We start from the raw sequence: 26,521 nt of genomic DNA, 5'->3' as shown, positions 1-26,521 counted from the left end.
ACTCCATAGCTACAACGACTACCGGTCGCCGGTAGCTATGGAGAAACTGGCGGCGTGAAACCGTAACTGGTGTCCAAAATTAGTTGACCAGTTCACAGGGGCAGATAGTTGGCCTTGGATTGCTCCAACCCATTCTCGTAGGCACCAGGCTTCATGGTGTTGACTCCTTATTATTGTGATGAAACGTAGTGAACGCGCTCACGGGCTCACGATCAGTCACCAACGTATTTTCAATGCTGTTTTCGTCGGCGTAGCCAAGGCTCATCCCGCATACCAGCATCTGTTCGGCGGGAATCTCGAGCGCGTTGGAAATAACCTCGTGGTACTTCAAAAAGGCTGCCTGCGGGCAGGTATGCAACCCCCTTCCTCGCGCCGCCACCATCACCGCCTGCAAAAACATGCCGTAGTCCAGCAGGCTCCCCTCCTTGAGCACCCGGTCAATGGTGAAGAGCAAACCGACAGGCGCATCGAAGAAACGGTAGTTGCGTCCGTGCTGAGCGTGCATGCGCTGTTTGTCACCTTTGGCGATGCCCAGCAGGCCATAGAGGTCCCAACCCACTTTCCTGCGCCGGTCCACGTACGGCGATGTCCATTCTCGTGGGTAGTACTCATAGGCGTCTTCAAGGTCACCGCTGAGCGACGGATCGTTGTCCAGTTCAGCGATAGCTCGTGAAACCTGAGCCTTGGCGGCACCGGTGATTACGTGGACACGCCAAGGCTGCATATTCACGCCTGTCGCGCAAAAACGGGCGACATCCAGGATCGCCTCGATTTCTTCCCGTGGTACAGGTGTGGGCAGATACGCCCGAATGCTGCGTCGTGAAGCGATCGCCCAATCAATCGTCTGGCTAAGTAGCTCAGCTGGTACTGGCGGCTGGGATAAGCGGTTCATTTTCAGGCCTTATGGCTTACAGATTCGGGTACAGGGGATACGCAACGCTTGTCAGTGCGTGAGGGCCGTTGCCTTTCGAACGTGTGTAGAGTCAGCGCGCGATTGATTGATCAGGGTGACCGCGGCCGCGCCAATCAGGCCAGCCAGGCTGATGGCCATGAAGTTTTTCTCGAGCGGCAGGTTCAATGACACCAGCCAGCCGATAAGAACCGGGGCAACGATGGCGCCGATTCGACCGACCCCCGACGCAAAGCCCACGCCGGTCGAACGAATCGTTGAGGGGTAGAAATCACCCGCATAGGCATAGGCCAGCAACTGGGTACCCAAGGTGGACGCCCCGACAACGAATACCACCGGAAACAATAACGTCGTTGAGCGCGTATAGCCCAAGACAGTCAGCGCAATGGCGCCGACGATGTAGAAACCGACCAGCACGTGCTTGATGTTGAGCTTGTCGCTCAGCCAGCCACCACCAATAGCCCCCACGATGGCGCCCACGTTGAACACGATCACAAAATTCAACGCCGAGCCCAGGCTGAAACCAGCCATCGCCATCAGCTTGGTCAGCCACGAGTTAAGGGCGTAGACCATAAACAAGCCAGTCATGAACGCCGCCCAGATCATCACCGTGCTGAAACCCCGGCCCTCCTTGAACAGATGCCGAACGGGTGCCTGCTGCTTATCCAGGACCGCAGCGTTGCCCACCATCACGGTGTTCTCGTCGATTTGGAGCGTCGGGTCTATTTTGCCCGCGATAGCCCGCAGCTCCTGCTGACGGCCGGTTTTGAGCAGATAACCGATGGACTCAGGCATGGTCTTCAGAATCAGGGGGATCAACAGTACAGGCAACAGCGCTACATAAAACACCCACTGCCAGCCGTAGCTCTCAATGAGCTGCTTGCCAGTGAGCGCCACCAAAATACCGCCTACGGAGTAGCCCGCGAAAACCAGGGTCACCAGGCGCGTGCGTAGTTTGAGCGGGGAAAACTCACCCATCTGCGCTGTACAAATGGGCAGTACACCGCCAATACCAAGGCCGGCGATAAAGCGAGAGATGCTGAAACTGATAGGGTCGCTCGTCAGCCCTGCCGCAGCGGTAAAAATGCTGAACAGCGCTACGCAGATGGCGATCATTTTCGGCCGGCCAATGCGGTCCGCCAGCGTGCCAAGAAAAATTGCGCCAAGCATCGTTCCAAAGAGCGCAGCACCGGCCATGACGCCGGCGCTGGTCGGATCGATGTTCATGTCTTTCATGATTGCCGGAAGAGCAGCGCCGACGACGGCGAGGTCATAGCCATCGATGATCAGAATGAGCACACACCAAAAAAGTATGAGCCCATGGAAGCGGTTGAACGTTGAGTCCACCGCAAGTGCATAAACATTTACCGGCTGCATAGTGTGTCTCCTTCGATCTTGTTTTTGTTGGTGAAGTGCACATGTCCCTGCGTCACGAGGCGCATGATCGTGGTTGCGGTCGGGGGAGAAGGCACACCGGTTCAACAATCGGCGGCTTGCTTGATCGACGCGCACCCAGGGATTACCTGGTTCGCATCGTAGGAGTTGGGTTGGCGGTGGCCTATGCCCTACGGCATCGTTTTGCGTGACCGTTTTGGACAGTCGTGGCCGCCTGACACGTCCGGGCGGTGCTGGCGTGGAAGCGCCGAGGGTTCAGGTCGGGAAACGAGTTGCAGTTTTCAAGGAAACTCGCGCGCACACATGCAGGGCTGTTCAGCCCTCACTCGAGTCGTCGGCGTTAGATCGGCGATAGGCGCCCGGGCTGACTCCGGTCCATTTCTTGAAGGCCCGGTGAAAGGCGCTGCTTTCCTGGAAACCTGTGAGCGCCGCCACCTCCATGACCGTCATGTCTGGCTGGCAGAGCAGGTTGATTGCCATATCCCGCCGCAAGTTGTCCTTCAGGCGCTGGTAACTGATGCCTTCGGCCTGCAGCCTTCGCTGAAGGGTCGAATAGGACATGCCAAGAACCTTCGCCAGCTTGTCGAGCTCTGGCCATTGTTCCGGGTCCAGACCTCTTAATCTCATTCGGACCTGGACGCTGATACTGTCTTCGTTGCGATATTTGACTAACAGGCTGGCAGGCGACTCCTTCATGAAGGTCGACAGGGTTGCGTGGGTCTGCACCACCTTCAGGTTCAGATAACTGCGATCAAATCGCACCCAGCTGGTTGGGGCGTCGAACTGAATGTCTTCGCAAAAACGCATGCGGTAGTCGCTGTCGTCAGCTGGCCGGGAGGACCTGAAGCAAAGCGCCTGAATTGGAATACGCCTGTTACCCAGCCAGCACAGCAGGCCATGGACCAGGATCAGCCAGGTTCCATAGCTGAACAGGCGTCGCTCAACGCCGTGATCATGAATGACGATGACGGCGCAGTCGCCGTCAAACATCAGTTCACCGTAGATGTCGTCGAGTACGAGCCGAAGAAACTTCAAAATCCGATGCAATGCCTGCTCTAGCGACGTGGAACCAATCGACGCCTGGCACATCAGTCGGAAGCTGCCTCTTCGCATTGGGTGACTATCGATGCCGAAAAACTCATCATCGAGAAGGTCTGAAAGCGCAACCCACAAACGAGAAAATGCAGCTGCCGAAACGCGCGCCTGGGGCGAGGTAAGGAGCTCAGGATCGATGCGTGCTTGCTGCAGGACGCCAGCGGTATCCAGCTGGCGCCGCAATGCGCCCTCGAGGGCTTCATGCACCAAGCTGATTGAAGTAGTCCCTTTGTCTTGGGCGAGCACGCTTAGCTCTCTCTGCGGGTGGCCTCGCGGTCGAGGTTGCGTCAATAAGTTCTCGCGCCAACACAACGCGTGTCAACCCGAAGGTGGTGCAGGTTGAGATCAATTGGCTAACAGCGCCGTCAGGACCTCGATGCCAAGCCCCATTGTCCAAAGCGTTCAGCCAGGCTGAGGTGGTTGAACATTGCCGTGAGCCCTGGTCAGCGCCACTATCCATTCCAGGACCTTCAATGGTCATGACACAAAAAATGGAGACATCGCGATGGAAAAGGCGCTGTTTTGGGAAGACTTTACGCTTGGCAGAACATGGACTGCCACACAGTCTGCCGCCATCACAGAGGAGCAAATTATTGCCTTTGCGATGGAGTACGATCCTCTGGATATGCATATCGATCCGGACCTTGCCCATTCGAGCCCGTTAGGGGTGCACTGTGCCAGCGCGGTGCAAACTTTCGGTTTTGCGCAGCGCTTGATGTGCGACGCGTTGTTTCTTCAGACAAGCCTCGTGGCGGGAGGGAAGATCGATGCGTTCAGGTTGATCGCTCCTGTAGTGCCGGGAGACAAGCTCAACCTTAGCGCTCAAGTCCTCCGATTACTCATTCACACCAAAAACCCAAACCGAGGCTGGGTCGTGTTCGATGTGGAAGTCGCTACGACAACGGGAAAAGCGGTCCTCGCGTATGAGATCACGGTGTTAATACTCCGTAGAGGCGCAGAGAGGTGTACGTGAGAAGCGGTCACTTGCCCACCCTGCCCCAGAACGCTTCGGCCGATTGACTGAGTGGCGCGGTTGGACGGGTCAGATGAATTTCCAGGGGTATATCCCAACTTTCGTCGAGCGCCCGGACCAAGCGCCCATCCAGTATTTCCTGTTCGGTAAGGCTCTTGGGCAGCCAAGCCACACCTTTGCTTTCCAGGGCCATGGACATGAGTACCGCTGCGAGATGGCTGCTAAAAAGTGGTTTGAGGTGCAGGTAATCCTCTTTGCCACGCAATCTGTGAGCGACGATACGCCCCAATCCGGACTCATGGGTGTAAGCGAGGTAGGGCAATGCCGCAGGCGAGGTGCCGAAGTTAGCGGAAGCACTCGCAAGGGGAACGAGAACGTCCTCACCTACCTTCTTGCCAATGAACTGATCAGGGGCTAGCAGAGGAGGAACATCGGGATGGCGGTGGCACAGTAAAAACTGAACCTGACCGTGTATGAGCATCTGCTCACAGGCTGCCATGCTAGCCGAATGCAGTTGCACAGCCTCGATGGGAGCACCGCTCTCCGAGCTTCGAAGCCACTTTGGAAAAAATGTAAACGACAGGGAGTGAGTGGCCGCGAACTGAAGCGACTTGGCGGCCATTCCAGCGATCTCTTGGGCCTCGTTGCGCATTCTGTACAAGCGCCTGGCCGCCTCCTGAGCACTCGGCAAAATTTGCCTGCCTGCTTCGGTAAGCGTCGCGCCTTGAGGCGTTCGAACGAACAACTGCACTCCCATCCAGGTCTCCAATGACCGCACCCTGCGACTGAATGCGGGCTGGGTAACGTGCCGCGCCTCAGCCGCCCGAACGAAGCTGCCGTACTCCGCAAGCGCCGAGAAATCTTCAAGCCAAACGAGCTCCAAGGGCCATGCCTCCTGTGCATAGGGTGCGGCATTAATAGCATTGGGCGGGGGGCATCGCAACGCATAACGTGGGGCCATCAACAACAAGAGGAACCCGCCATGCGCATCGTAGACATTCGTGAAAAAACCGTTTCGATTGCCTCCCCAATCGCCAATGCCTATATCGATTTTTCGAAAATGACCTGCTCAGTCGTGGCTGTCATCACGGACGTGATTCGCGAGGGGAAGCCTGTCATCGGTTACGGTTTCAACTCCAATGGTCGCTATGGCCAAGGCGCCCTGATGCGTGATCGCTTCCTGGCACGAATCACGGAAGCGGATCCAGATACGCTCGTCGATCATGAGCACAACAACCTGGATCCGTTCGCCATCTGGAAGACCTTGATGACCAACGAAAAGCCGGGCGGCCACGGCGAGCGCTCGGTCGCCGTTGGCACCCTCGACATGGCGGTATGGGACGCCGTTGCCAAGATCGAAGGCAAACCGCTGTATCGCCTGCTGGCTGACCGCTACCGTAACGGCGTGGCCGATGACAAGGTCTGGGTCTATGCAGCGGGCGGCTACTACTACCCCGGCAAAGACCAGACCAAGCTCAAGGCGGAAATGCAGAGCTATCTGGATCGTGGCTACGATGTCGTCAAGATGAAGATTGGTGCGGTGCCGCTGGACGAGGATATCCGTCGTATCGAGGCGGTACTTGAAGTGGTTGGGGACGGTCGTCGACTGGCGGTCGATGCCAACGGTCGTTTCGATCTTCAGACCGGTATCGCTTACGCGGAAGCCATCAAGCAGTACAACCTCTTCTGGTACGAAGAGGTCGGCGATCCGCTGGACTACGCCTTGCAGGCCGAGCTTGCCAACCACTATGAACTGCCCATGGCGACCGGCGAAAACCTGTTCTCCCACCAGGACGCCCGCAACCTTCTGCGCCACGGCGGCATGCGCCCCGATCGTGACTACTTGCAGTTCGACTGTGCGCTGTCCTACGGGCTCGTGGAGTACATGCGCACCCTTAAGGTGATGGAGGAAATGGGTTGGTCTTCCCGCCGCGTAGTGCCTCACGGTGGTCACCAGATGTCCCTGAACATCGCCGCGGGCTTGCACCTGGGCGGCAACGAATCGTACCCCGATGTGTTCCAGCCCTTTGGCGGCTTCGCTGACGGCATCCGCGTCGAAAATGGTTATGTCGGCCTGCCGGATATTCCAGGTGTTGGCTTTGAAGCCAAGTCCGCTTTGTACGCAGTCATGCGTGAGCTGGGCGAAGGCTGATCCCTCTCGCTCTGCGGTCTTTCTGAAAAAGACCGCAGGATCAGGCGTCCGCCACTGACGCAAGCCACATGCCCATCACAAGAATAAAATGAGGTGCTTTCGTGGAAATCTCCAGAACCCGCTGGTACAGCCAGCTGTATGTGCAAGTGCTGATCGGCATCGTGATCGGTGCGGCAATCGGTTACTTCGCGCCCGATATCGGAGCCAAGCTCCAACCCTTCGCCGATGGCTTCATCAAGCTGATCAAAATGCTGTTGGCGCCCATTATCTTCGGTACCGTCGTCGTGGGTATCGCGAAGATGGGCAGCATCAAGGAAGTCGGACGGATTGGCGTCAAAGCGCTGGTCTATTTCGAGATCCTTTCAACCATCGCCCTGGTCGTTGGCCTCATTGTGGTCAACATCGTGAAGCCTGGCGTGGGTATGAACATCAACGCTAGCGCACTGGATGGAAGCGCCATTGGCAAATACAGCCAAGCGGCCAGTGAGCAAGGCGGCATCATTGATTTCTTCCTCAATATCATCCCGCCGACCTTTCTTGGCGCATTTTCCAACGGCGTCATGCTCCAGGTCATCCTGCTGTCGGTATTGATGGGGGTTGCCCTGGTTCAAATGGGCGAAACCAGCAAGCCGCTGATCAACACCATTGACCTGTTCCTGCAAGGGCTGTTCAAGGTGGTTGCAATGGTGATGCGCTTGGCGCCGATCGGTGCCGGTGCAGGTATGGCTTTCACCATCGGCAAGTACGGCATTGGTACCTTGCTGTCACTCGGCCAGTTGCTGGTCGCGCTCTACACCACGACCTTGATTTTCATCGTGATCGTGCTGGGTACGGTGGCTAGATGGTCGGGCATGCCACTCCTGCAATTCCTGCGTTATTTCAAGGATGAAATCCTCATCACGCTCGGTACCTGCTCCACCGAAGCCGTACTGCCGCGAATGATGGTCAAGCTCGAAAAGCTTGGCTGTAAAAAATCGGTAGTGGGCATGGTGTTGCCGACGGGGTACACCTTCAATGCGGACGGCACCTGCATCTATCTCACCATGACCGCCATCTTTATCGCCCAGGCGACCAATACACCACTGACCTTTATGGACCAGATGATTCTGCTGGGCGTGTTCCTGCTGACCTCAAAAGGCTCGGCTGGCGTGGCGGGTGCGGGCTTCGTAACGCTGGCTGCAACGCTGACAACCATCCACTCCATTCCTCTGGTAGGCCTGGTTTTGCTCTTGGGCATTGACCGGTTCCTGAACGAAGCGCGAGCCGTGACCAACCTGATCGGTAATGGCATCGGTACCATCGCCATTGCCAAGTGGAACAACTCGTTCGATATCGAGGCCTGCGAGCGTGAAATCGCCGCCATGAAACATGACAAGGCAACAAGAAAGGCATTGCTGGCGCAAAAATAATCCGCAGAGCGCTCCGGTCATGCCGCTTCGAACACGGCATGACCGGTCGTGGTACAGCGGCAATAATCGGACGCTGCAATCTGAAAGAAGACCTCGATAGCCGGTCTACTTCCCTCCGGTCACATCCAGGAAGGTGCCCGTCACAAACGAAGCCTGCGGCCCCGCCAACCAGAGAATGGCCCGCGCGACCTCCTCCGGTTGTCCGCCGCGCCCCATGGGAATCGTCTCCTTCACCCGGTCGACTCTGCCCGGCTCTCCCCCACTCGCATGCATCTGGGTATAGATATGCCCGGGGCGAACGCAGTTGACACGAATCCCCTCCCGGGCCACTTCCTTGGCATAACCGGTCGTGAACGTTTCAACCGCACCCTTGGATGCTGCGTAGTCCACGTATTCATTCGGGCTACCGAGGCGGGCTGACGCCGAAGAAATATTGATGACCGCACCGCCACGCCCGCCATAACGGTAGGCCATGCGCCGGGTCGCGTGTTGCGCGCAGAGCATCGGGCCCAAGGTGTTGACCGCAAAGATTCGCTGCATGCGCTCGAAGCCAAGATCCTCCAAGCGAGATTGGCGTGCCAATATCGAAGCGTTGTTGACCAGCACATCGATTCGTCCGAAGCGCAGGTCAAGGGTAGCGAAGAGTTCGGCGACCTGGGCTGGGTCGGCGTTATCGGCGCGCACCGCCAAGGCACGGGCCCCCTTGGCCTCGACTTGCGCTGCCACCGTCAACGCCGACGCCTCATCGGCGATGTAGGTCAGCACGACGTCGTAACCTTGCTCAGCGGCCAGCAGGGCGGTCGCCGCCCCGATCCCGCGCCCGCCTCCGGTGATCAGGATCACGGGTTTTTGCGAACGGTCATTCATGGTCAATCCTCACAGCCCAATGAAAAAAGCAGCGTCAGCCGATCACCAGCGTACCGAGGGCAATGACCGCGCAGGCCAACAGCTTGCGCAAGGTCAATGCTTCGCCAAGAAATGCGTACCCGATCAAAGCGGCGAACATGACACTGGTTTCGCGCAGGGCGGACACCGCCCCCATCGGGGCATGGGCCATGGCATAGATCACGACGCCGTAGGCCAGCAATGAAACCAGCCCGCCAGCGAAGGCCACGGTGATACCTGGCCGCAAGGCAAAAAGGCTCCTGGCATCTCGCAGTCCGATATAAACCAGGGGCATCATCACGCCCCACAACAGGCACATCCAGGCGGTGTAGGCCATTGGCGCCCCGGAGAGGCGAACACCTATGCCATCGACGACGCTGTAAGCGGCAATGAAAAAACCAGTCCCCAGTGCATAGGGCAAGTCAGGCAACGCTCGCCGGCGCCCGGTATAAGCCAGCGAGAGGATTCCGGTCGACACCAACGCAATACCCAGCAGTCCACTCGGTGCCACGCGCTCGTCCGCGAACAGCGAGGCGGCCAGGACAATCAGGATCGGGGATACACCGCGGGCGATTGGATAGGTCTGGCCCAGGTCGCCGGACTTGTAACTGCGCACCAGGAACAGGTTGTAACCCACGTGCAATACAGCGGAGAGTCCGATGCAAAACCAGCTGGCACGGGCGGGTAGCTCCAACAGCACCGCCACAACGACGCTCGCCAAGGCTATCGCCACGCACATGATGGTCATGGACCACAAACGGTCGGCCCCCCCACGCAGCATGGCATTCCAACTGGCGTGTAGCAGCGCGGCGAACAAGACGAGGCAGATGATGTGTAAAGGCATGCATCATCCTAGACCGATCGAGCAGCGCTGAAAAAGCAAAGTCTCTTCATCCCTACATGAGGAAAACCTCATGCATAAGCGTGCTGAGCGTCCAGGGCCTGGGTCACCAGCCAACGACGAAAGCGGGTGATATGAGGCTGAGTCTCGATTCCTTTGGGACATACGAAGTAATACGCCAGGGGCGATGCGCACGGCAGTTCGAAAAGCCTTTCAAGACGGCCGTCATTGAGCTCGGCTTCGACATGCCCGCTGCGTGCCAGCGCGATACCGTGCCCCAGGAGCGCCGCCTCGATGGTCATATTGGTATCTGCGTAGCGGATGCTTTCCTTCAAGGTCGTGACCTCGACGCCCACCTGGGCAAACCATTGCTCCCATTTCGGCACCAACGCTGCGCCATCGCGCGTAAGCAGTGGATAGCGCAGCAATTCGGCGGCCGTTTGAGGCGTACCAAAGCGTGCAAGCAACGCTGGGCTGGCGACTGGGAAAATCTGCTCGCGGAACAGGAATTCTGAAAACAACGAAGGGAAATGCCCGTTGCCCAGGCGAATAGCCACGTCCGGGTCTGTCGTCGAGAAGTTGATGGGGCTATCGGTACTGTCCAGGGTAAGCAGGATTTCCGGATGCGCTTGCGCCAAATCGGGAAGCCTGGGCAGCAACCACTTCAAGGCGAAAGAATAGGTCGTGCTCACGCTCAGCCGCTGCCGCCCGTTTTGCTCGCGCAAATCGGCCAAGGTGGCCTCGAGCTTCATGAAGAACTCCCGGACGATGGGCGCAAGGGCTGCGCCTGCCGAGGTCAGGTGCAGCGAGTTACCGCGATGAAACAGTTGCAATCCCCAGAGCTGTTCCAAATGCTTGAGCTGGTGGCTCACTGCGCTCTGTGTGACATGCAACTCCTCTGCCGCCGCGGTGAACGTGGCGTGCCGCGTAGCGGCTTCAAAGGCGCGCAGGCTCGAAGAAGGAGGAAGGTTCCGCATGATGTTCCCTTCTATGAGTAAACGCTCATGCTAGCGCCTTTGCATCTGTCGTTGTAGGCAAGCTGTTCGCTGACCGCCGACTTGAATGCTACTGGTTTCTTTGCTTCAGGCTTTCGGGGCTGCCAGCGCATAGACCGTCCATGACCAAGTCCATCAATCTGGCAAGACGTGAGCGCCATTCGCCCTGGCAATCTATTTGCCATATGCCGGCAGTGGCTAGAAAAAAATCGTCGTGGGTAACCCCGCTACGAATCGTTCCAGCCTTTTCATTCGCCCTCAAAAGCGACTCGGCTGCTGCCTGGACGGGGGCGTACCCCGACTTCCCTGGAAACTCGTAGGTGGAAGCTGCTTGTCGTATCGCGGTCGCAAGTCCCGCCTTTGTCATTGCATATTCAGCGAGGCAATCCATCCATTCTCGGAGGGCTTCCTTAGGGGGTTTTGTCGCGAGCAACTGTTCCGCCAACGAGGCCACTTGCTGCATTTCGAATTGATAAACCTCGAATACCAGTTCCTCTCTGTTGGCGAAATGGCGATAGAACGTGCCCTGTCCCACTCCAGCTTTCTTCGCGATCGCGCTCAGCGGGACCGCAGGATCGAGTGTCAGCTCCGCCACAGCGACTTTCAGAATTCGTTCTCGGTTTTTCTTGGCGTCAGAACGCATCGCCAACTCGTCATTCCTGGGCAAAGTTTTTTCCTTCGCTGCATTGCAAAGCGGACAGTTGTCCGGTAGTTTTTTCTGCAAGTGGACACCTGTCCGCTTACCTACTCTTACCGGAGTTTACTATGAACAGCACTGGCAACACGATCCTGGTTACCGGCAGCACTTCAGGCATTGGCCTCGGCCTGGCGCTCAGGCTGCACAAGGCGGGAAACAACGTCATCATCGCGGGACGTCGCAAGGCTCTGCTCGACAAGATCGTGTCGGAACATCCAGGTATTGAATCGGTATTGCTGGACGTCGCCGATCCACAATCCATCGAGCACGCCCGCGAAGCGCTTGCGATCAGCCACCCGAATCTCAACGTTCTGATAAACAATGCGGGCATCATGCACTGGGAGGATCTGACTGATTCCCAGTACCTGGGCACAGCCGAAGATATCGTGACAACGAACCTGCTGGGCACGATTCGCATGGTGTATGCCTTCACGCCCCAACTGATCAAGCAGCCCAGTGCAACGATCGTGAATGTCAGTTCGGCTTTGGCATTCGTCCCATTGCCTGCGACACCGACCTACAGCGCGACCAAAGCAGCCGTTCATTCGTTCACTCAAAGTCTTCGCGTGCAGCTGGAGGATTCGTCAGTCGAGGTTATCGAGCTTGCGCCACCGGGCGTGCGGACCACTTTGCTCGGTCAGGAAAATGACGAACACGCCATGCCTTTGGATGAGTTCCTGGATGAAATCTTCGAACTGCTCGAGATCACCCCGACCCCATGCGAACTTGTCGTCGAACGTGCCAAGCCATTGCGGTTTGCTGAAGCGAACGGGGCACACGATGAGGTATTGAAAATGCTGGCAGCATACAAACCACCGGCTGAATGATGTTAAGCGTGTCGGTAGCACCTCGACGGGGCACCGCTTGTTTGAACGGCGCCTGAAGGTGGTTCCTACTCAGCGTGGCGAGGTGGACGTTGTCATTCTCTCGATCCCCTTCGCGAAATACCCTGATCTCAAGCAGACGTTGAGTAATGTTCCCGACAAAGTCGTCGTCATTGACACATCCAATTACTATCCAGGACGGGACGGGTCAATCAAAGAAGTAGACGACGGCAAGCCCGAGAGCGTCTGGGTAAGCGAGCAGATTGGCCGCCCGATCATCAAGGCATGGAACGCCGTCCTCGCAGCGACGCTTGCCGACAAAGGCCAACCCACCGGGTCTTCAACACGCATCGCCTTGCCTGTCGCCGGGGATGACGCCAATGCCGAGGCAATCGCGCAGGCTCTTGTCGAAGATACCGGTTTCACCGCGCTTGCCGCTGGTAGCCTTGAGGAGTCATGGCGCCAGCAGCCAGGCACGCCAGCGTATTGCACCGAACTGACGTTGCCGGAGCTGAAATCGGACTTGTGTGCGGCAGATAAAACGAAGGCGCCTCAAAACCGGGACGCACTTCTGGCCAAGTTCATGGCTTCTGGCAGTCAGTTCACCCATGAGCAAATTGTTGCAACGAATCGTGCAATGACAGCCTGATTACCGGATTACGCGCAGGGGTTGACGGCATCGAAGTTGTGAATGGATCTACCCCATCGATGAATCCAATCCGTCAGGATGCGACCCGTGTGCTGAGCAGCGATTGGGGTATGGCCTGATCGGGCGCTCACTACAAATTCCCTGTGTGGAACGCGCTAGCGCGGGGTCAGCTTGTAGTGATGTTGAATGTACCGACACTATCGCGAGCGAGCTCGGCTCCCACAGGGTTCTCGGGTGTTCATGGACCCCGCGTTCACCCTCCCCGGCACGCGGGTGACGCCAAGTTATTGGCATAAAAATCGATGAAATAAAAATATATTAATACAGCGACAGTTTCCCGACGCGCGGTACCAACGTGCCATTGCTGGCGATTTAAATCGAAGCTCATTATCCGAAGGCAACCCCGCTAAACGTCTAGCCCAGCCGACCTGGACTACAGGATGTGTTCACTCGCATCGCGCAAGGGAGCAATACCGAGATGATGACTGTTTATTTTGTTGTGATGACGATCTGCAGTGGCATCGAAGGCTGTGTCGAGGAACGCAAACCGGGGCCTACCTTCGCGACCAGGGCAATGTGCATGGAGACGGCCAGAGTCATGGCACCGCGCAAAGGTGTGAAGTTCAAATGTCGCAGCGAGCGTATGTGGGTGGTCGAGACGCCACCCATGGAAGGCTACGGCAAAATCGTCTCCACCAAGAGCACCGTCCAGCCTTAGCACTACGGTTTTTCCGCCGACAACAGAAGTTCATCGGCCGCTCGGTGCAGGGAGGCTGACCGGCGAATATCGTAAAGATGCAAAGAGAACGCGACGTGATGAAATTTATTGCACACAGGGCTATGCTACGGCGCCATCCGCCCGGCTGGCCTGGCTTGCAAGGAACGCGTCATGGAGTTCGTGGTTCATAGCTATTGCCTGAAAGGCGCACGCCAAGAGCCTTTGCTGCCCCCTGTCACCCTGACTCCGACCGCGTCGACCTTGACGGTCGCCGAGCTCATTCGCCTGACCGTAGCCGAACAGATCGCCGCGCTGTCGGTCCAGCACTGGCTGGAACAAATGTCGGTGCGTGAAGTGCTCGACCGCCAATACCTGAGCGAGCGGGACATACTTCGGCAAGCCAGTGAAGGCGCGGTGGTCATGCCCCAAGTCAGCGCGCCTCCAGACCTGGATGTCGGCGTTGAGGTCGAACGCGCCTTGAAGGGTTTTGAAAACCGTGCATTCCGCGTCCTGCACAACGGCGTCATGCTGCAAAGGCTCGATGAGACAATCGAGCTGAGTCCCCCTTCCACCCTCGCGTTTATCCGCTTGGTGCCGCTGCTTGGCGGCTGATCCTCGCCACTCACTTCTTCGGACAATATCATGCCGTCACGCCGTCCTGTGCCTGAACAAGCCACACGCCTCGCAGCACTGCGAGCATTCTGTGACAAAGCGCTGGATGACTATCCCGAGCTCAGTCGCTATGACGTATTCGAGCCCGACTTCTGGGACGGCATCGATTTCCTGCGCCTGGCCGATGACTGGGTCAGGCAGCATCCCAAGGATGGGCCCAAGGCACTGGCCGATGGTTTTGTGTTCCCGACCGTTTGGGACGATCTGGAGGACCGCCGCGATCAACAGCGCTACGGTCTGCAATATCGACTCTGCGATGCCTGGGTCACGGCTCACCCGGATGCCTATGGGTTGGAACAGATCTGCGCGCGACTGCGGCACATGCTGCAATTTGCCTTCGAGGACAGTGACTATCCACTGCCCACTGACGAAGATGGCCCGGCCTATTACCGAAGAAGTCCGGACCAGGCCTGGGCCTTCCCCGATGTTCACGCCTGCCTCCAACGCCTGAGCGATTACCCGTCCACCCCGGCCTGGCAGACCTTCGCCGAATGGTTGCTGGACGGCAGCTGGAACCGCGAACAGCCCCCTTCAACGCCGGGTGGTGAACAAAGGAAAATCGCCGATGCGTATATCTACGGGCACAAGGAAATCAGGCGCATCGCCCTGGGCCTGATGGAAGCGGGTCGCCTCGATTACCCGCGCTTCGTCCGGGCGGCCAATACCTGGGGCCGCGCCATGATGTTCTACTCAGACGACACCGGACTGGACAGCGATGATGCGGACCTGAATCGGTACGCCGATGAAGATTTCGACGAGAACGACTCAAACGACGCTGACCCGCAAGACATCGATGATGAGTCATCTCAGCCTGACGACACACCCGCCGAAGTGCCCTCGGAACTGGCGAACTTCACCGCTCGTTACGTCGAGGACGCCCTGGCTGGATTGCCCGATGACGCCGAGCGGCTGGCTGACACCTTCCGCTTGGTCGAGGTGTATCAGACCCGCTGGTTGCTGCAGGCCTTGGCGGTCATCGAACGACTGGGGATGACGCCGGCTGACTTTGACAGCTTCGGCGATACGGCCGCGGTGCTCCAATGCTTCCTGCCGCTTCAGGATTTGCCCAAACACCAATCGGCAGAGCTGCTCGCGGCGTTGTCCGGCTTTTCGAGAAATACCCTGCTGACCGCCCTGCCCTACGCCGGACAAGCCAGCCGGGTGGTACTCGACGCGCTCGGCTGGAGCGATCTGCAAGCCTTCCAGCGTGAGTACCTGAACATTGCCCTGGCACCTCGATCCGGCTGGGGCACCGACCTGCCCAATACGCTGGATGAAACCGTGGGCGTGGTGGACCGCTACCTGCTGGACAAGGCGCTGGCCGAGGCCGACCCAGACCACTTGCGCGAGTACCTCGCGACGCTCGCTCCCTCGCACTGGGCATTCCCCGAGACCCGTGTGCTGCTCGACGCCTACCAGGGCATTGGTCGAGCGGCGCTGGAAAAGAAGTTGACCCGCCATGCACAGGCGGCAATGCGCATCTATGGCTTGCTGCCGGTCATGGATTCGGACGATGTACGCCAGCGTTATCTGACGCTCAAGAAACTGCACAAGGAGGTGCGCAAGTACGGCGCTGAACGCCAGGCCAACTCCCACGCAGCGGTGCAGGCAGGCCTGGAAAACCTGGCGCGTGTCGCCGGCTACCCCTCGGCGATTCGCCTGGAATGGGCCATGGAATCGGAGATCGCCGAATCCGCCCTGACCGCCGCCACCATCGATGGCTATGACGTCACACTCGTCATCGACGGCTTGTCACCCACATTGCGGATCTGCAAGGCCGCAAAGACGCTCAAGACCGCACCGCCTGCGATTCGCAAGAGCGCAGCCTTCATCGCCCTCAAAACGCAGCAGACCCAGCTCAAGGAGCAGATCGGCCGCTTCTGCCGCACCCTGGAAGCGATGATGAGCAGCGGCGAAACCCTGGCCCTGGACGACCTGAAACCACTGTTGAAAATGCCCGCTGCTCGCCTGCTACTGGAACAACTCATTGTGCAGGCCGACGGCGCTGCGCTGGGCTGGCTCGATGCCGCGACGCTGACGGTGACTGACCTTGAAGGTCGCCAACACATCGCTGAAAAGACTCTGCGTATCGCTCACCCTTTTCATCTGTTCACGGCAGGCCAATTGTCGGCCTGGCAGAAAGACGTGGTGACCCATCGCCGCGTGCAGCCATTCAAACAGGCCTTTCGCGAGTTGTACCTGCTCACACCGGCCGAGCGAGACACCGGCCTGTGGTCCAACCGCTTTGCCGGCCACCGCCTGAAAGCCAACGTCGCCGCCCGGTTGCTACAGGTGCGCAACTGGTCGACCTCCAGCGTCGAGGACATCTATTACGAGAGCAAGGAGCATGGCATTTACGCCCTGTTCAACTTTCTGGATACCGGTCATTACCTCTCGGAAACAGAACACTTTACCTTCGACACGATTGCGTTCCACCGCGACCACAAAGCCATCCCCCTTGAGCAAGTACCGCCGCTGCTGTTCTCGGAAGTCATGCGTGACGCCGACCTGCTGGTCTCCGTGGCCCACACCGCAGACGACTACAGCACCAGCCACGAAACCGTGCAACGACGCGCCGAACTGGTCGGCGAGCTGATTCAAGGGCTAGGGCTGCGAAACGTTAAATGCGAAGGGCACTTTCTGCACATTACCGGCCAGCGTGCGAACTACCGCATTCATCTGGGCAGCGCCGCCATCCATATCGAACCCGGCAATTACCTGTGCATCGTACCCGCAGCCAGCAACGCCAGGGAGTTCTACCTGCCGTTCGCCGACACCGACAAGAAAATGGCCGAGGTGCTGAGCAAGATGTTTCTGTTGCTGGATGACATGAACATCACCGATAACCTGATCCTGGAGCAAATACAACGCTGCGGCTGATGGTCGAAAAAATCGAATGACGTCATTCAAGCATTGAAGCCCCACTCACCCGGCTCAGAGCCTGGCTTTCGCCAGATCCGCAATCAGAAAATCCCTGAATGCACAAACCGCTGCCGGTAGATTGCGTCCAGCCATGCTTTGCAGTTCGATGCGCCGCGCATGCATGCCTTCATCGAGGATCGGCAAGCATTGCAGTGCCTTGTCCGCCACCTGCTTGTGCAAGGTCATTTCGCTGGCCAGGCTGATACCCCCCTCTTCGCGGACGAAGCTATAGAGCGAGGCAACGTAATTGGTGGTCAGCACCGGGTCGAACAACAACCCCTGTACACCGCAACAGATGTCGAACAGTTGCCGTATCGTGGTGTCGGCCTTGGGTAACGCAATGGGCCAGGGTTGCAGCTCAGCGAGGCTGACCGCTTCACGCCCGGCCAAAGGATGAGCGTTGGAGACCACGGCAAAAATCGCTCCGCTCAGGACATGTTCGACCTTGATTTCCTTTTGCGGCGTCAGGCTGAAGGTCATCGCCAGATCGGCTTCGCCGGAGCGAACCTTCTCGGTCGCTTCGGCAGGCGCACAGACCTCCAACGTGAAATGAATGCCCTGATACTCACGCCGGAACGCGCTGATGGTCCTGGGCATGTACTCCAGCGCAAATCCTTCCGAGCAGGCCACATGCACATGACCTCGTTGCAAGCCATGCAGCTCGGTAATTTCCAGCACCACCTGCTCGGCCTCAAGCTGCGACTTGCGCGCATAGGCCGCCAGTCGTACCCCCGCCTCGCTCAGCACCATGCCCCGAGCACGACGCTCGAACAGGCTGGCATCCAGGGCCAATTCAAGCTTGGCAATCTGCCGGCTCACCGCTGACGCCGCGACGTTCAGCCGCACCGAGGCTTCGCTGATCGATCCGCATCGCGCCACTTCAAGAAAATAGCGCAGTGCCGTGGACTGCACACCATACAGCTGCATCGGCGCCCCCAAGGTTTGCCTTTTCGGCAAAGGAAGTATCGAAATATTATTCTTGTGGCATTGATAGCCTTTCCCTACATTCGTGTCCAGATCAAAAAAAACATGACCCGGTCTTTTTACCCTCCTTTGCGCTTTTGCGATTCGCTGCCCTTTGATTCAACCACTCTCGCCAACGGAGACGACGGCATGGGCATCAAAGGTTTCGCCTGCACTATCGCGCTGATGGGCATCATCAGCAGTTTTCCGGCTCATGCCGGTAAAGCCAACGACACCCTGGTTTACGCTTCCGACAGCGAGCCTGAAAACATCAGCCCCTATCACAACGATCTACGCGAAGGCGTGATTCTCGGTCGGCTGATCTGGGACAACCTGATCTACCGCGACCCCAACAGCGGCGAATACAAACCCATGTTGGCCACCCGCTGGACACAGGTCGACGACACCACCATCGACTTCGAGCTGCGCAAAGACGTCAAATTTCACAACGGCGACGCCTTCACCGCTGACGACGTGGTGTTCACCCTCAACTACGTGGTGTCGCCCGAAGCGAAAGTCGTGACCGTGCAAAACGTAGACTGGATCAAGAGCGCCGAAAAAACCGGTGACTACAGCGTCCGCCTGCATTTGAAGAAGCCCTTCCCTCCGGCACTGGAATACCTGTCCAACGCCGTTCCGATGTTCCCCAAGCAGTATTTCGAAAAGGTCGGCCTGGCCGAATTCAGCCGCAAGCCAATCGGTACCGGACCGTATAAAGCCGTGTCGGTGGTGGCTGGCGAAGGCGTGACCATGGAGATCAACAAGGACTACTTTCCAGACAGCCCACAAGGCAAGCCCCATATCGGTCACCTGAAATTCCGAGTGATCCCGGATGCGGAAACCCGCCTGGCCGAGTTGATGACCGATGGTGTCGACTGGACCTGGCGTGTGACCTCGGATCAGGCGGTCGACCTCAAAGGCATGCCGAACCTGACCGTGACCAGCGGCGAAACCATGCGCATCGGCTTCCTGATTCTTGATGCCCGGGGCACCTCCACTGAAAAATCGCCGATGAAAAACCTCAAGGTGCGTCAGGCCATCAACCATGCGATCAACCGCAATGCGCTGGCCACGCAATTGGTGGGGGGCGAAGCCAAGCCCCTGCAGGTTGCCTGTTATCCAGGCCAGTTCGGCTGCGATACCTCCGCGGCCACGGTCTACGACTACGACCCGGCCAAGGCCAAGGCGCTGCTCGCCGAAGCCGGTTACCCCAATGGCTTCGAGACCGAAATCTTCGCTTATCGCGACCGTGATTACGTCGAAGCCATCATCGGCAACCTGCGCGCCGTGGGCATCAACGCCAAGCTGCGCTTCTTGAAGTACGCCGCCCTGCGCGATCAGCAACGTGGCGGCAAGGTGCCCATGTCGTTTCAGGCCTGGGGCTCGTTCTCGATCCTCGACACCTCGGCGTCGGCCGGCACCTGGTTCAAGGGCAACCCGGACGACAACATCAAGGATCCGCAAGTCCAGGGTTGGTTGCAGACCGCTGACAACGCCCTCGACCCGCAAGTGCGCAAGGACAACTACCGCAAGGCGTTGCAGCGCATCAGCGAACAGGCGTATTGGGCGCCGTTGTTCAATTACTCGATGAACTACGCCTACACCTCCGAACTGGCGTTCACGCCATATCCGGATGAGCTGCCGCGTTTCGTTCAGTCCAGTTGGAAGTGATCCGCAACCGAGCGGATTGATCGAGAGGTGCCGTGGCTTGCGGACCAACCCGCACCACGGAGACCTCCTCACACCTGCCATCCATTGGATATGAGGAAACTTGCCATGCTTGGATTCCTTCTGCGCCGGCTGGGCATCGCTATTTGCGTCGCCATTACCGTGTCGGTGATCAGCTTTTCTCTGTTGCACCTGTCCGGCGACCTGGCCACGGCCATTGGCGGACCGGAAGCCACCAGCGAACAGATCGAACAGATCCGCGTGCAATACGGTTTGAACAAACCGCTACCGACCCAGTACTTCAACTGGCTGGGCGATTTGCTGCGACTGGATCTGGGTAACTCGTTTTTCTTTCAGGAATCGGTCTACAACCTCGTCGCCAGCCGCTTGCCCATTACCCTCGGCTTAGGGGCCATGGCGCTGGGCATCGCCTTGCTGGTGGCGATTCCACTGGGCGTGCTGGCGGCGGTCAAGCGCGACACCTGGATCGACCGACTGGCCTTGAGCATTGCCGTACTGGGCCAGGCCATGCCCAGTTTCTGGTTTGCGTTGATGTTGATCGTGGTGTTCGCCGTGACACTCAAGTGGCTGCCGGTGTCTGGCAATTCGACCCTGCTGCACTTCGTCATGCCGGCCATTGCCTTGGGCTACTACGCGACGCCGGCGATTATGCGCCTGACCCGTGCAGGCATGCTTGATGTGCTCAGTTCCGATTACATCCGCACCGCCCGCGCCAAGGGCCTGCGCCCTGCCCGCGTGTTGTTCAAGCACGCACTGCGCAACGCCTTGATTCCGGTCGTCGCGCTGGCGGCGGTGGAGTTCGGCTTCATGCTCGGCGGTTCGGTGGTGATCGAAACCGTGTTCTCCCTGCAAGGCATCGGACAACTCGCCTGGGACGCCATCGCCCGTGATGACTTTCCGGTGGTACAGGCCGTGGTCCTGCTGATTGCGGTGATCTACATCATCCTCACCTTGCTGGCCGATGTGCTCAACGCACTGCTCGACCCGCGCATTCGCGTGCGCTAGGAGGCTTACATGAGCACCCCCACTACCCTCACGATCAATGACTACCTGCCACCCCCCAGCAGCCTGAGCCGAGTGCTTGGCAAGAGCTTTCGCCATCGTGGTTTCGCCATTGGCACGGTGTTGTTGCTGATCATCTTCACCGGCGCACTCTTCGCCCCGTGGCTGGCGCCTCATGACCCTTATGCGCAAGACGTGATGCTGCGCATGAAACCGCCGGCATGGATGGCCAACGGCACGTGGGAATACGTCCTGGGAACCGACAAGCTGGGCCGTGATTACCTGTCACGACTGCTCTACGGCGCACGTATCTCACTGTTCATCGGCATTGCGGCGGCGTTGATTTCCGGCTTTATCGGCACTGTCATGGGGCTGTTGGCGGGTTACTACGGCGGCAAGGTCGATGCGTTCATCAGCTACCTGATCACCACCCGGCTGGCGATGCCGGTCGTGATGGTCGCGCTGGCCTCGGCCTCGTTGATGGGCGGCTCGCTGAAAGTGGTGATCGTGCTGCTGGGCTGCCTGTTATGGGATCGCTTCGCGGTGGTGGTCAGGGCTTCGGTGCAACAGATACGCGATGCTGAATATGTGGCGTCGGCCCAGGCGCTGGGCTGCTCGACCCTGCGCATTCTGGTCAGTGAAATCCTGCCCAACCTGGTCGGCGCACTGATCGTCGTCGCGACGCTGGAAATGGCCCACGCGATCCTGCTGGAGTCGGCCCTGTCATTCCTTGGGGTTGGCGTGCAGCCGCCGACGCCGTCCTGGGGCTTGATGATCGCCGAAGGCAAACCCTACATGTTCTTTTCCCCGTGGGTCATCGCCATTCCTGGCGTCGCCCTGATGATTCTGGTGCTGGGCATCAACCTGGTGGGCGATGGCCTGCGCGATCTGATCCTGCCCGACGGTCGCAACTGATAGACGGCCTTACTAATAGAGGGTACCGAACATGGCACTACTCCATGTTGAAAACCTGCGCGTGGACATCCCCATGGGCAACAGCCCGACGCCGGATGACATGCTGCATGCCGTGCGCGGTCTGAGCTTTGAAGTCGAACGCGGTGAAATGTTGTGCATCGTCGGCGAATCCGGCTGCGGTAAATCCTTGACCTCGCTGGCGCTGATGGACCTGTTGCCACGCAAGGCCAAACGCACCGCGTCGCGGCTGACACTGGACGGTATCGACATGATCGGCCAGAGCGAACGGCGCATGTGCGACCTGCGCGGGAACCGTCTGGCGATGATCTTCCAGGAACCGATGACCTCGCTGAACCCGGCCTACAGCATTGGCGATCAGCTCAGCGAAGTGCTGACTCAGCATCGCAAGGTGTCGCGCAAGGATGCCCTGGCTCGCGCCGCGCAAATGCTGGAGAAAGTCGGTATCAGCAATGCCACCGAACGCTTGCGCCAGTACCCGCATCAACTGTCTGGCGGTTTGCGCCAGCGGGTGATCATCGCCATGGCGTTGATGTGCGAACCGGACCTGATCATCGCCGATGAGCCCACCACGGCCCTGGACGTGACCATCCAGGCGCAGATCCTGCGCTTGATCCGCGACATTCAGAAAGAACTCGGCCTGGCGGTGATTTTCATCACCCACGACCTTGGGCTGGTGGCACGGATCGCCGATCGGGTCGCGGTGATGTACGCCGGGGAAATCGTCGAAACCGCCCCTGCCCTGCAACTGTTCGAGAACCCGCAGCATCCGTACACCCGTGGCCTGCTGGCCAGTATTCCAATCCCTGGCCGGACCAAACCGGGCGAGGCCCTGGGTTCGATTCCAGGCCTGGTGCCAAGCCTGGTGGGCGAACAGCAAGGTTGTGCGTTCCGCAATCGTTGCGCCCAGGCGATAGCGGCCTGCGCACAAGACATCCCCGAAGTCGAGCAGGACGGACACATGGCGCGCTGCCTGTTCGCCGCACCGGCTCCGGCACCGATTCGCCTTCTGGAGCGCGCAAGGTCATGAAAAAAGACATCACGTTGGAGCTGTGTGACATCCGTCGCGAGTTTCGGATCAACAAGGGCTTTTTCAAACCCGCCGCCATCCTGAAAGCCGTGGATGGTGTTTCCCTGCGCCTGATGCGTGGCGAGACCCTCGGCCTGGTGGGTGAGTCCGGTTGCGGAAAAAGTACCCTGGCAAAGCTACTGCTCGGTCTGTTGGCGCCGACCAGCGGCGATGTGCTGGTCAATGGCAAACATTTGGCGGCGACGGATCGCAAGGAAATGTCCCGGCACATCCAGCCGATATTCCAGGATCCGTATTCCTCGCTGAACCCACGCAAGACACTGCGGGAAATCATTACCCTGCCGCTGATCGTGCATGACATCGGCAGCCCCGCCGAGCGGCGCAAGAAGACCGAAGCGATGCTCGATGTGGTCGGCCTGCCCAAGCGGGTCATCGACAGTTATCCGAGCCAACTGTCCGGCGGCCAGCGGCAACGGGTGGCCATTGCCCGGGCGCTGATCATGCGCCCTGACGTGTTGATCTGCGACGAACCCACCTCAGCGCTGGACGTGTCGGTGCAGGCGCAGATTCTCAACCTGCTGCAAGACCTCAAGCGCGAATTCGGCCTGACCTATCTGCTGATCAGCCACAACCTGGCGGTCATCGAACACCTCGCCGACCGGGTCGCGGTGATGTACCTGGGGCGCATCGTCGAAGAACGTACGCGCGAATCGCTGTTCGCTGAACCCGGCCACCCGTATACCCGCGCCTTGCTGGATTCGGTGCTCACCCCCGATCCGCGCCTGGGCATTCCCGAAATCGGCCTGCGCGGTTCCTTCCCCAATCCGATGTCTCCGCCCTCCGGTTGCACCTTCCATCCGCGCTGCCCGAGCTGCTTCGCTCCCTGCAAGACGGCCTACCCGGCCAATGATCCGATTATCGGCGGCAACGTGCGTTGCCACCTTCACGACAATCCCGCCCAAACACTGGAGCTCGTCCACTCATGAGTCGTTCACTGGCCATCAGCAACACCACCGAGCAATTTGATAACGGCGCATTTTTCAGTTTGCTCGAACGTAGCGTCGCCTTGCACACCGAAAGCCAGGCAACGGACAGCCGGCCCGAGTTGTATCGCTACCTCCATGACTTCATCACCCCCCATGTCGAGGCGATGGGCTTCAGCGTCAAGATCTATGACAACCCGGTGGCAGAGCGCGGTCCTTTCATGATCGCCACACGCATCGAGCATCCAGAACTGCCGACCGTGCTCAGCTACGGCCACGGTGATGTGGTGCGCGGCTATGAAGCCCAATGGCGTGAAGGCCTGTCGCCGTGGCAAGTCATTGCCGAGGGCGATCGCTGGTACGGCCGCGGCACGGCGGATAACAAAGGCCAGCACCTGATCAACCTGACCGCGTTGGAGCAAACCCTCAAGGCTCGCGACGGCAAGCTGGGGTTCAACGTCAAGCTGCTGCTGGAAATGGGCGAAGAAGAAGGCTCGCCGGGCTTGAACGCGTTCTGTGCCGCCCACAGCGACGAGCTCGCGGCGGATGTGTTCATCGCCTCGGACGGCCCGCGTCTGGCGGCATCACGACCGACGATTTTTCTCGGCTCACGGGGGGTGTTCAACTTCGAGCTGGTGGTCAATCTGCGTGAAGGCGCCCATCACTCTGGTAACTGGGGCGGGTTGCTGGCCAACCCCGGGATCATTCTGGCCAATGCCATCGCGAGCATGGTCGATGAGCACGGTCGGGTGAAAGTCGCGGGCCTGATGCCCGAGACACTGCCTGAACCGGTTCGCCAGGCACTGGCCGATATTGAGGTGGGTGGCGGACCGGGCGATCCGGAAATCGATGCCAGCTGGGGTAACCCCGAGCTCTCCCTGAGCGAAAAGGTGTTCGGCTGGAACACCCTCGACGTCATCGCCTTCAAGACCGGCAACCCGGACGCCCCCGTGCATGCGATCCCCGGCAAGGCCAATGCCCACTGCCATATCCGTTTCGTGGTGAACAGCGACTACACGACCTTTATCCCGGCTGTGCGTGCCCACCTGGATGCTCATGGTTTCAGCAATGTCGAGGTCAGGCAAAGCCACGTCGAGGTAATGCATGCCACTCGGCTGGACCCGCAAAGCCCGTGGGTCAGTTGGGCACTCGGCTCCTTGGCACAGACCACCGGCAAAAAACCCGCGCTGCTGCCAAACCTTGGTGGCTCGCTGCCCAACGATGTGTTCGCGGACGTGCTCGGCCTGCCAACCTTGTGGGTGCCGCACTCGTACCCGGCCTGCTCGCAACATGCGCCGAACGAGCACTTGCTGGCACCGGTGGTCAAGGAAAGCCTGCAAATCATGGCCGGGTTGTTCTGGGACCTGGGCAACGACGCGGCACGCCTGACCCAGGAACATCAGTTGCGGGAGCAGGCGCAATGAATGCCACACCACAACAGGCGCTGGACTGGCTTGCCGACCAGCGCCCAGCCATGGAAGCGCTGCTGCAGCGTATCGTCGACACCGACTCCAACAGCTATGACAAAGCCGGCGTCGACGCGGTGGGGGCGCTGCTCGCGGCAGAACTGGAAGCCGACGGCATCCTGCTCAAGCGCATGCCGGTCGATGGTTTTGGCGACGTGATGCTCGCCGAAGTGCCAGGCGAACCTGGAAAGCCGGTGTTGCTGCTGGGCCATCGCGACACGGTGTTCCCCAAAGGCACCACCACGACGCGCGGCTACAGCCGCGATGGCGACCTCGCCTTTGGCCCCGGCGTCGCCGACATGAAAGGCGGCCTGGTGCTCAATTGCTTCGCCCTCATGGCACTCAAGCGCGCCGGCCAGTTGCCCTATCCGGTGCAGGTCCTGTACACCGGTGACGAAGAAATCGGCTCCGGCAGCGCCAGGATCCATATCGAACAGGCAGCCCGTGCCGCCCGCGCCGTGCTCAATACCGAACCCGGCCGGGCCAGTGGCAACGTGGTCAGCGCACGCAAAGGCGGCGCCACGCTGATCATCGAAGTCTTCGGTCGCGCGGCGCATGCCGGGGTCAACCATGCCGACGGCGCCAGCGCCATCGAGGCCCTGGCACGCAAAATCGTCAAGCTCCATGCCTTGACCGATTACGCGGCAGGTATCACGACTAATGTGGGCCTGATATCCGGGGGCACCTCCAGCAACACCGTCGCACCGAGCGCCTCGGCCCGGCTGGATGTGCGCTTCATCGAACTCAAGCACTGGGATCAAATCCTTACGGCAATCCTGGCCATCGTCGCCGAAGAAGAACTGATCGGCACCCACGCCATCCTCAAGGAAGCGACCACCTTTCTACCCATGGAGGCCCGTCACAGCGAACGATTGCTGCACATCTACCAACAAAAAGCCCTGGCACTGGGTTTCAGCGTCGAAGGCGAATTCACCGGCGGTTGTGCCGACTCCGGGTTCACAGCCAGCCTGGGCATTCCAACCCTGTGTGGCCTCGGGCCGGTGGGTGGCAAGGTCCATACCGATCGCGAATACCTGGAACTGGACACGCTGGTGCCTCGCGCCCAGGCGTTGGTGGCGACCATCCTGGCTGTTGGTGAGAGCAGTTGAGATAACGGGGCGTCGAGATCGAAGTACAAAGCAAGAACTAGAGCAGGACACACGTCCAGCCGCTATGTAGCCGGACCACTGCTATCGCGAGCAAGCTCGCTCCCACATGAATTCGCGGGTGTTCACAGCATCTGCACACGACACAAAAATCTGTGGGAGCGAGCTCGCTCGTGATGAGGCCAGCAAGCCCAACATCCCTGCGACTGAAC

Annotated in this window: 24 protein-coding genes; 15 read left to right on the top strand and 9 right to left on the bottom strand. The window is 59.1% G+C overall.

From position 1 onward, the window contains the following. Nucleotides 1-151 precede the first annotated feature (151 nt). From BLQ55_RS30305 to BLQ55_RS30295, 3 genes are all read right to left on the bottom strand, one after another. A complete protein-coding gene (locus BLQ55_RS30305) occupies nucleotides 152-892 on the bottom strand; it encodes a nitroreductase (protein ID WP_060742821.1) in 741 nt (246 codons plus the stop codon). A 51-nt stretch (nucleotides 893-943) separates the two neighbouring features. Further along, on the bottom strand, nucleotides 944-2,287 hold the full coding sequence (locus BLQ55_RS30300; RefSeq protein ID WP_092259325.1) for an MFS transporter: 1,344 nt from the start codon (nucleotides 2,285-2,287) through the stop codon (nucleotides 944-946). A 333-nt stretch (nucleotides 2,288-2,620) separates the two neighbouring features. Then, complete coding sequence (locus BLQ55_RS30295) at nucleotides 2,621-3,646, bottom strand: AraC family transcriptional regulator (RefSeq protein WP_092259322.1); 1,026 nt, start codon at nucleotides 3,644-3,646, stop codon at nucleotides 2,621-2,623. Nucleotides 3,647-3,905: 259 nt separating this feature from the next. On the opposite strand from BLQ55_RS30295, the gene BLQ55_RS30290 reads away from it, so the two are divergent. Next, nucleotides 3,906-4,373: a MaoC/PaaZ C-terminal domain-containing protein gene (locus BLQ55_RS30290; RefSeq protein ID WP_092259319.1), complete on the top strand. Its 468-nt coding sequence runs from the start codon at nucleotides 3,906-3,908 to the stop codon at nucleotides 4,371-4,373. A 7-nt stretch (nucleotides 4,374-4,380) separates the two neighbouring features. Here the strand turns inward: BLQ55_RS30290 and BLQ55_RS30285 are convergent, their stop codons facing one another. Further along, nucleotides 4,381-5,256: a LysR family transcriptional regulator gene (locus BLQ55_RS30285; RefSeq protein ID WP_092203515.1), complete on the bottom strand. Its 876-nt coding sequence runs from the start codon at nucleotides 5,254-5,256 to the stop codon at nucleotides 4,381-4,383. A gap of 99 nt (nucleotides 5,257-5,355) precedes the next feature. On the opposite strand from BLQ55_RS30285, the gene BLQ55_RS30280 reads away from it, so the two are divergent. Continuing rightward, nucleotides 5,356-6,525: a mandelate racemase/muconate lactonizing enzyme family protein gene (locus BLQ55_RS30280; protein WP_092259316.1), complete on the top strand. Its 1,170-nt coding sequence runs from the start codon at nucleotides 5,356-5,358 to the stop codon at nucleotides 6,523-6,525. A gap of 101 nt (nucleotides 6,526-6,626) precedes the next feature. Beyond that, nucleotides 6,627-7,934 (top strand): C4-dicarboxylate transporter DctA, encoded by a 1,308-nt coding sequence (gene dctA, locus BLQ55_RS30275; RefSeq protein ID WP_092259313.1) that lies wholly within the window; start codon nucleotides 6,627-6,629, stop codon nucleotides 7,932-7,934. A 105-nt stretch (nucleotides 7,935-8,039) separates the two neighbouring features. Here the strand turns inward: dctA and BLQ55_RS30270 are convergent, their stop codons facing one another. The 4 genes from BLQ55_RS30270 to BLQ55_RS30255 form a co-directional block, all read right to left on the bottom strand. After that, nucleotides 8,040-8,801, bottom strand: a complete 762-nt coding sequence (locus tag BLQ55_RS30270) for a glucose 1-dehydrogenase (protein WP_092259310.1) — start codon at nucleotides 8,799-8,801, stop codon at nucleotides 8,040-8,042. Nucleotides 8,802-8,835: 34 nt separating this feature from the next. Continuing rightward, complete coding sequence (locus BLQ55_RS30265; RefSeq protein WP_092203509.1) at nucleotides 8,836-9,663, bottom strand: DMT family transporter; 828 nt, start codon at nucleotides 9,661-9,663, stop codon at nucleotides 8,836-8,838. 68 nt (nucleotides 9,664-9,731) lie between these two features. After that, complete coding sequence (gcvA, locus tag BLQ55_RS30260) at nucleotides 9,732-10,637, bottom strand: transcriptional regulator GcvA (RefSeq protein ID WP_092203507.1); 906 nt, start codon at nucleotides 10,635-10,637, stop codon at nucleotides 9,732-9,734. Nucleotides 10,638-10,725: 88 nt separating this feature from the next. Then, the gene (locus BLQ55_RS30255; protein ID WP_092259328.1) at nucleotides 10,726-11,298 is read right to left on the bottom strand and encodes a TetR/AcrR family transcriptional regulator; all 573 of its coding nucleotides are present in this window, start codon (nucleotides 11,296-11,298) and stop codon (nucleotides 10,726-10,728) included. Between the two features lie 122 nt (nucleotides 11,299-11,420). Between BLQ55_RS30255 and BLQ55_RS30250 the strand changes: the two genes are divergently transcribed. From BLQ55_RS30250 to BLQ55_RS30230, 5 genes are all read left to right on the top strand, one after another. After that, nucleotides 11,421-12,179, top strand: coding sequence for an SDR family oxidoreductase (locus tag BLQ55_RS30250; RefSeq protein WP_092259307.1), 759 nt, complete (start codon nucleotides 11,421-11,423; stop codon nucleotides 12,177-12,179). A 37-nt stretch (nucleotides 12,180-12,216) separates the two neighbouring features. Beyond that, on the top strand, nucleotides 12,217-12,825 hold the full coding sequence (locus BLQ55_RS30245; RefSeq protein WP_256326670.1) for an NADPH-dependent F420 reductase: 609 nt from the start codon (nucleotides 12,217-12,219) through the stop codon (nucleotides 12,823-12,825). A 442-nt stretch (nucleotides 12,826-13,267) separates the two neighbouring features. Next, a complete protein-coding gene (locus BLQ55_RS30240) occupies nucleotides 13,268-13,543 on the top strand; it encodes a hypothetical protein (RefSeq protein ID WP_092203503.1) in 276 nt (91 codons plus the stop codon). Between the two features lie 171 nt (nucleotides 13,544-13,714). After that, nucleotides 13,715-14,155, top strand: a complete 441-nt coding sequence (locus tag BLQ55_RS30235) for a hypothetical protein (protein WP_092203501.1) — start codon at nucleotides 13,715-13,717, stop codon at nucleotides 14,153-14,155. 30 nt (nucleotides 14,156-14,185) lie between these two features. Beyond that, the gene (locus BLQ55_RS30230; RefSeq protein WP_092259301.1) at nucleotides 14,186-17,095 is read left to right on the top strand and encodes a DUF4132 domain-containing protein; all 2,910 of its coding nucleotides are present in this window, start codon (nucleotides 14,186-14,188) and stop codon (nucleotides 17,093-17,095) included. 54 nt (nucleotides 17,096-17,149) lie between these two features. Here the strand turns inward: BLQ55_RS30230 and BLQ55_RS30225 are convergent, their stop codons facing one another. Continuing rightward, complete coding sequence (locus BLQ55_RS30225; RefSeq protein WP_060742845.1) at nucleotides 17,150-18,064, bottom strand: LysR substrate-binding domain-containing protein; 915 nt, start codon at nucleotides 18,062-18,064, stop codon at nucleotides 17,150-17,152. A 186-nt stretch (nucleotides 18,065-18,250) separates the two neighbouring features. On the opposite strand from BLQ55_RS30225, the gene BLQ55_RS30220 reads away from it, so the two are divergent. The 7 genes from BLQ55_RS30220 to BLQ55_RS30190 all read left to right on the top strand — a co-directional run bounded on the left by BLQ55_RS30220 (nucleotide 18,251) and on the right by BLQ55_RS30190 (nucleotide 26,312). Then, the gene (locus BLQ55_RS30220; RefSeq protein ID WP_092259297.1) at nucleotides 18,251-19,771 is read left to right on the top strand and encodes an ABC transporter substrate-binding protein; all 1,521 of its coding nucleotides are present in this window, start codon (nucleotides 18,251-18,253) and stop codon (nucleotides 19,769-19,771) included. 105 nt (nucleotides 19,772-19,876) lie between these two features. After that, nucleotides 19,877-20,794 carry an ABC transporter permease gene (locus tag BLQ55_RS30215; RefSeq protein WP_064053624.1) on the top strand — a complete coding sequence of 306 codons (918 nt, stop codon included), beginning with the start codon at nucleotides 19,877-19,879 and terminating at the stop codon, nucleotides 20,792-20,794. Nucleotides 20,795-20,803: 9 nt separating this feature from the next. Continuing rightward, nucleotides 20,804-21,706: an ABC transporter permease gene (locus BLQ55_RS30210; protein ID WP_092259294.1), complete on the top strand. Its 903-nt coding sequence runs from the start codon at nucleotides 20,804-20,806 to the stop codon at nucleotides 21,704-21,706. Between the two features lie 31 nt (nucleotides 21,707-21,737). Continuing rightward, nucleotides 21,738-22,754, top strand: a complete 1,017-nt coding sequence (locus tag BLQ55_RS30205) for an ABC transporter ATP-binding protein (RefSeq protein WP_092259292.1) — start codon at nucleotides 21,738-21,740, stop codon at nucleotides 22,752-22,754. After that, the gene (locus tag BLQ55_RS30200; protein WP_092203490.1) at nucleotides 22,751-23,740 is read left to right on the top strand and encodes an ABC transporter ATP-binding protein; all 990 of its coding nucleotides are present in this window, start codon (nucleotides 22,751-22,753) and stop codon (nucleotides 23,738-23,740) included. Before BLQ55_RS30205 ends, BLQ55_RS30200 begins: the two co-directional genes overlap by 4 nt. Beyond that, on the top strand, nucleotides 23,737-25,161 hold the full coding sequence (locus tag BLQ55_RS30195; protein ID WP_092259289.1) for a M20 family metallopeptidase: 1,425 nt from the start codon (nucleotides 23,737-23,739) through the stop codon (nucleotides 25,159-25,161). Before BLQ55_RS30200 ends, BLQ55_RS30195 begins: the two co-directional genes overlap by 4 nt. Next, the gene (locus tag BLQ55_RS30190; RefSeq protein WP_092203486.1) at nucleotides 25,158-26,312 is read left to right on the top strand and encodes a M20 family metallopeptidase; all 1,155 of its coding nucleotides are present in this window, start codon (nucleotides 25,158-25,160) and stop codon (nucleotides 26,310-26,312) included. The genes BLQ55_RS30195 and BLQ55_RS30190 overlap by 4 nt, the downstream gene beginning before the upstream one ends. Nucleotides 26,313-26,521 lie beyond the last annotated feature (209 nt).

It is taken from the genome of Pseudomonas sp. NFACC13-1 (assembly GCF_900104425.1).
Classification (GTDB): domain Bacteria; phylum Pseudomonadota; class Gammaproteobacteria; order Pseudomonadales; family Pseudomonadaceae; genus Aquipseudomonas; species Aquipseudomonas fluorescens_AA.
The sequence above is the reverse complement of the archived record's forward strand: the minus strand, read 5'-3'. Positions and strand labels throughout refer to the sequence as shown.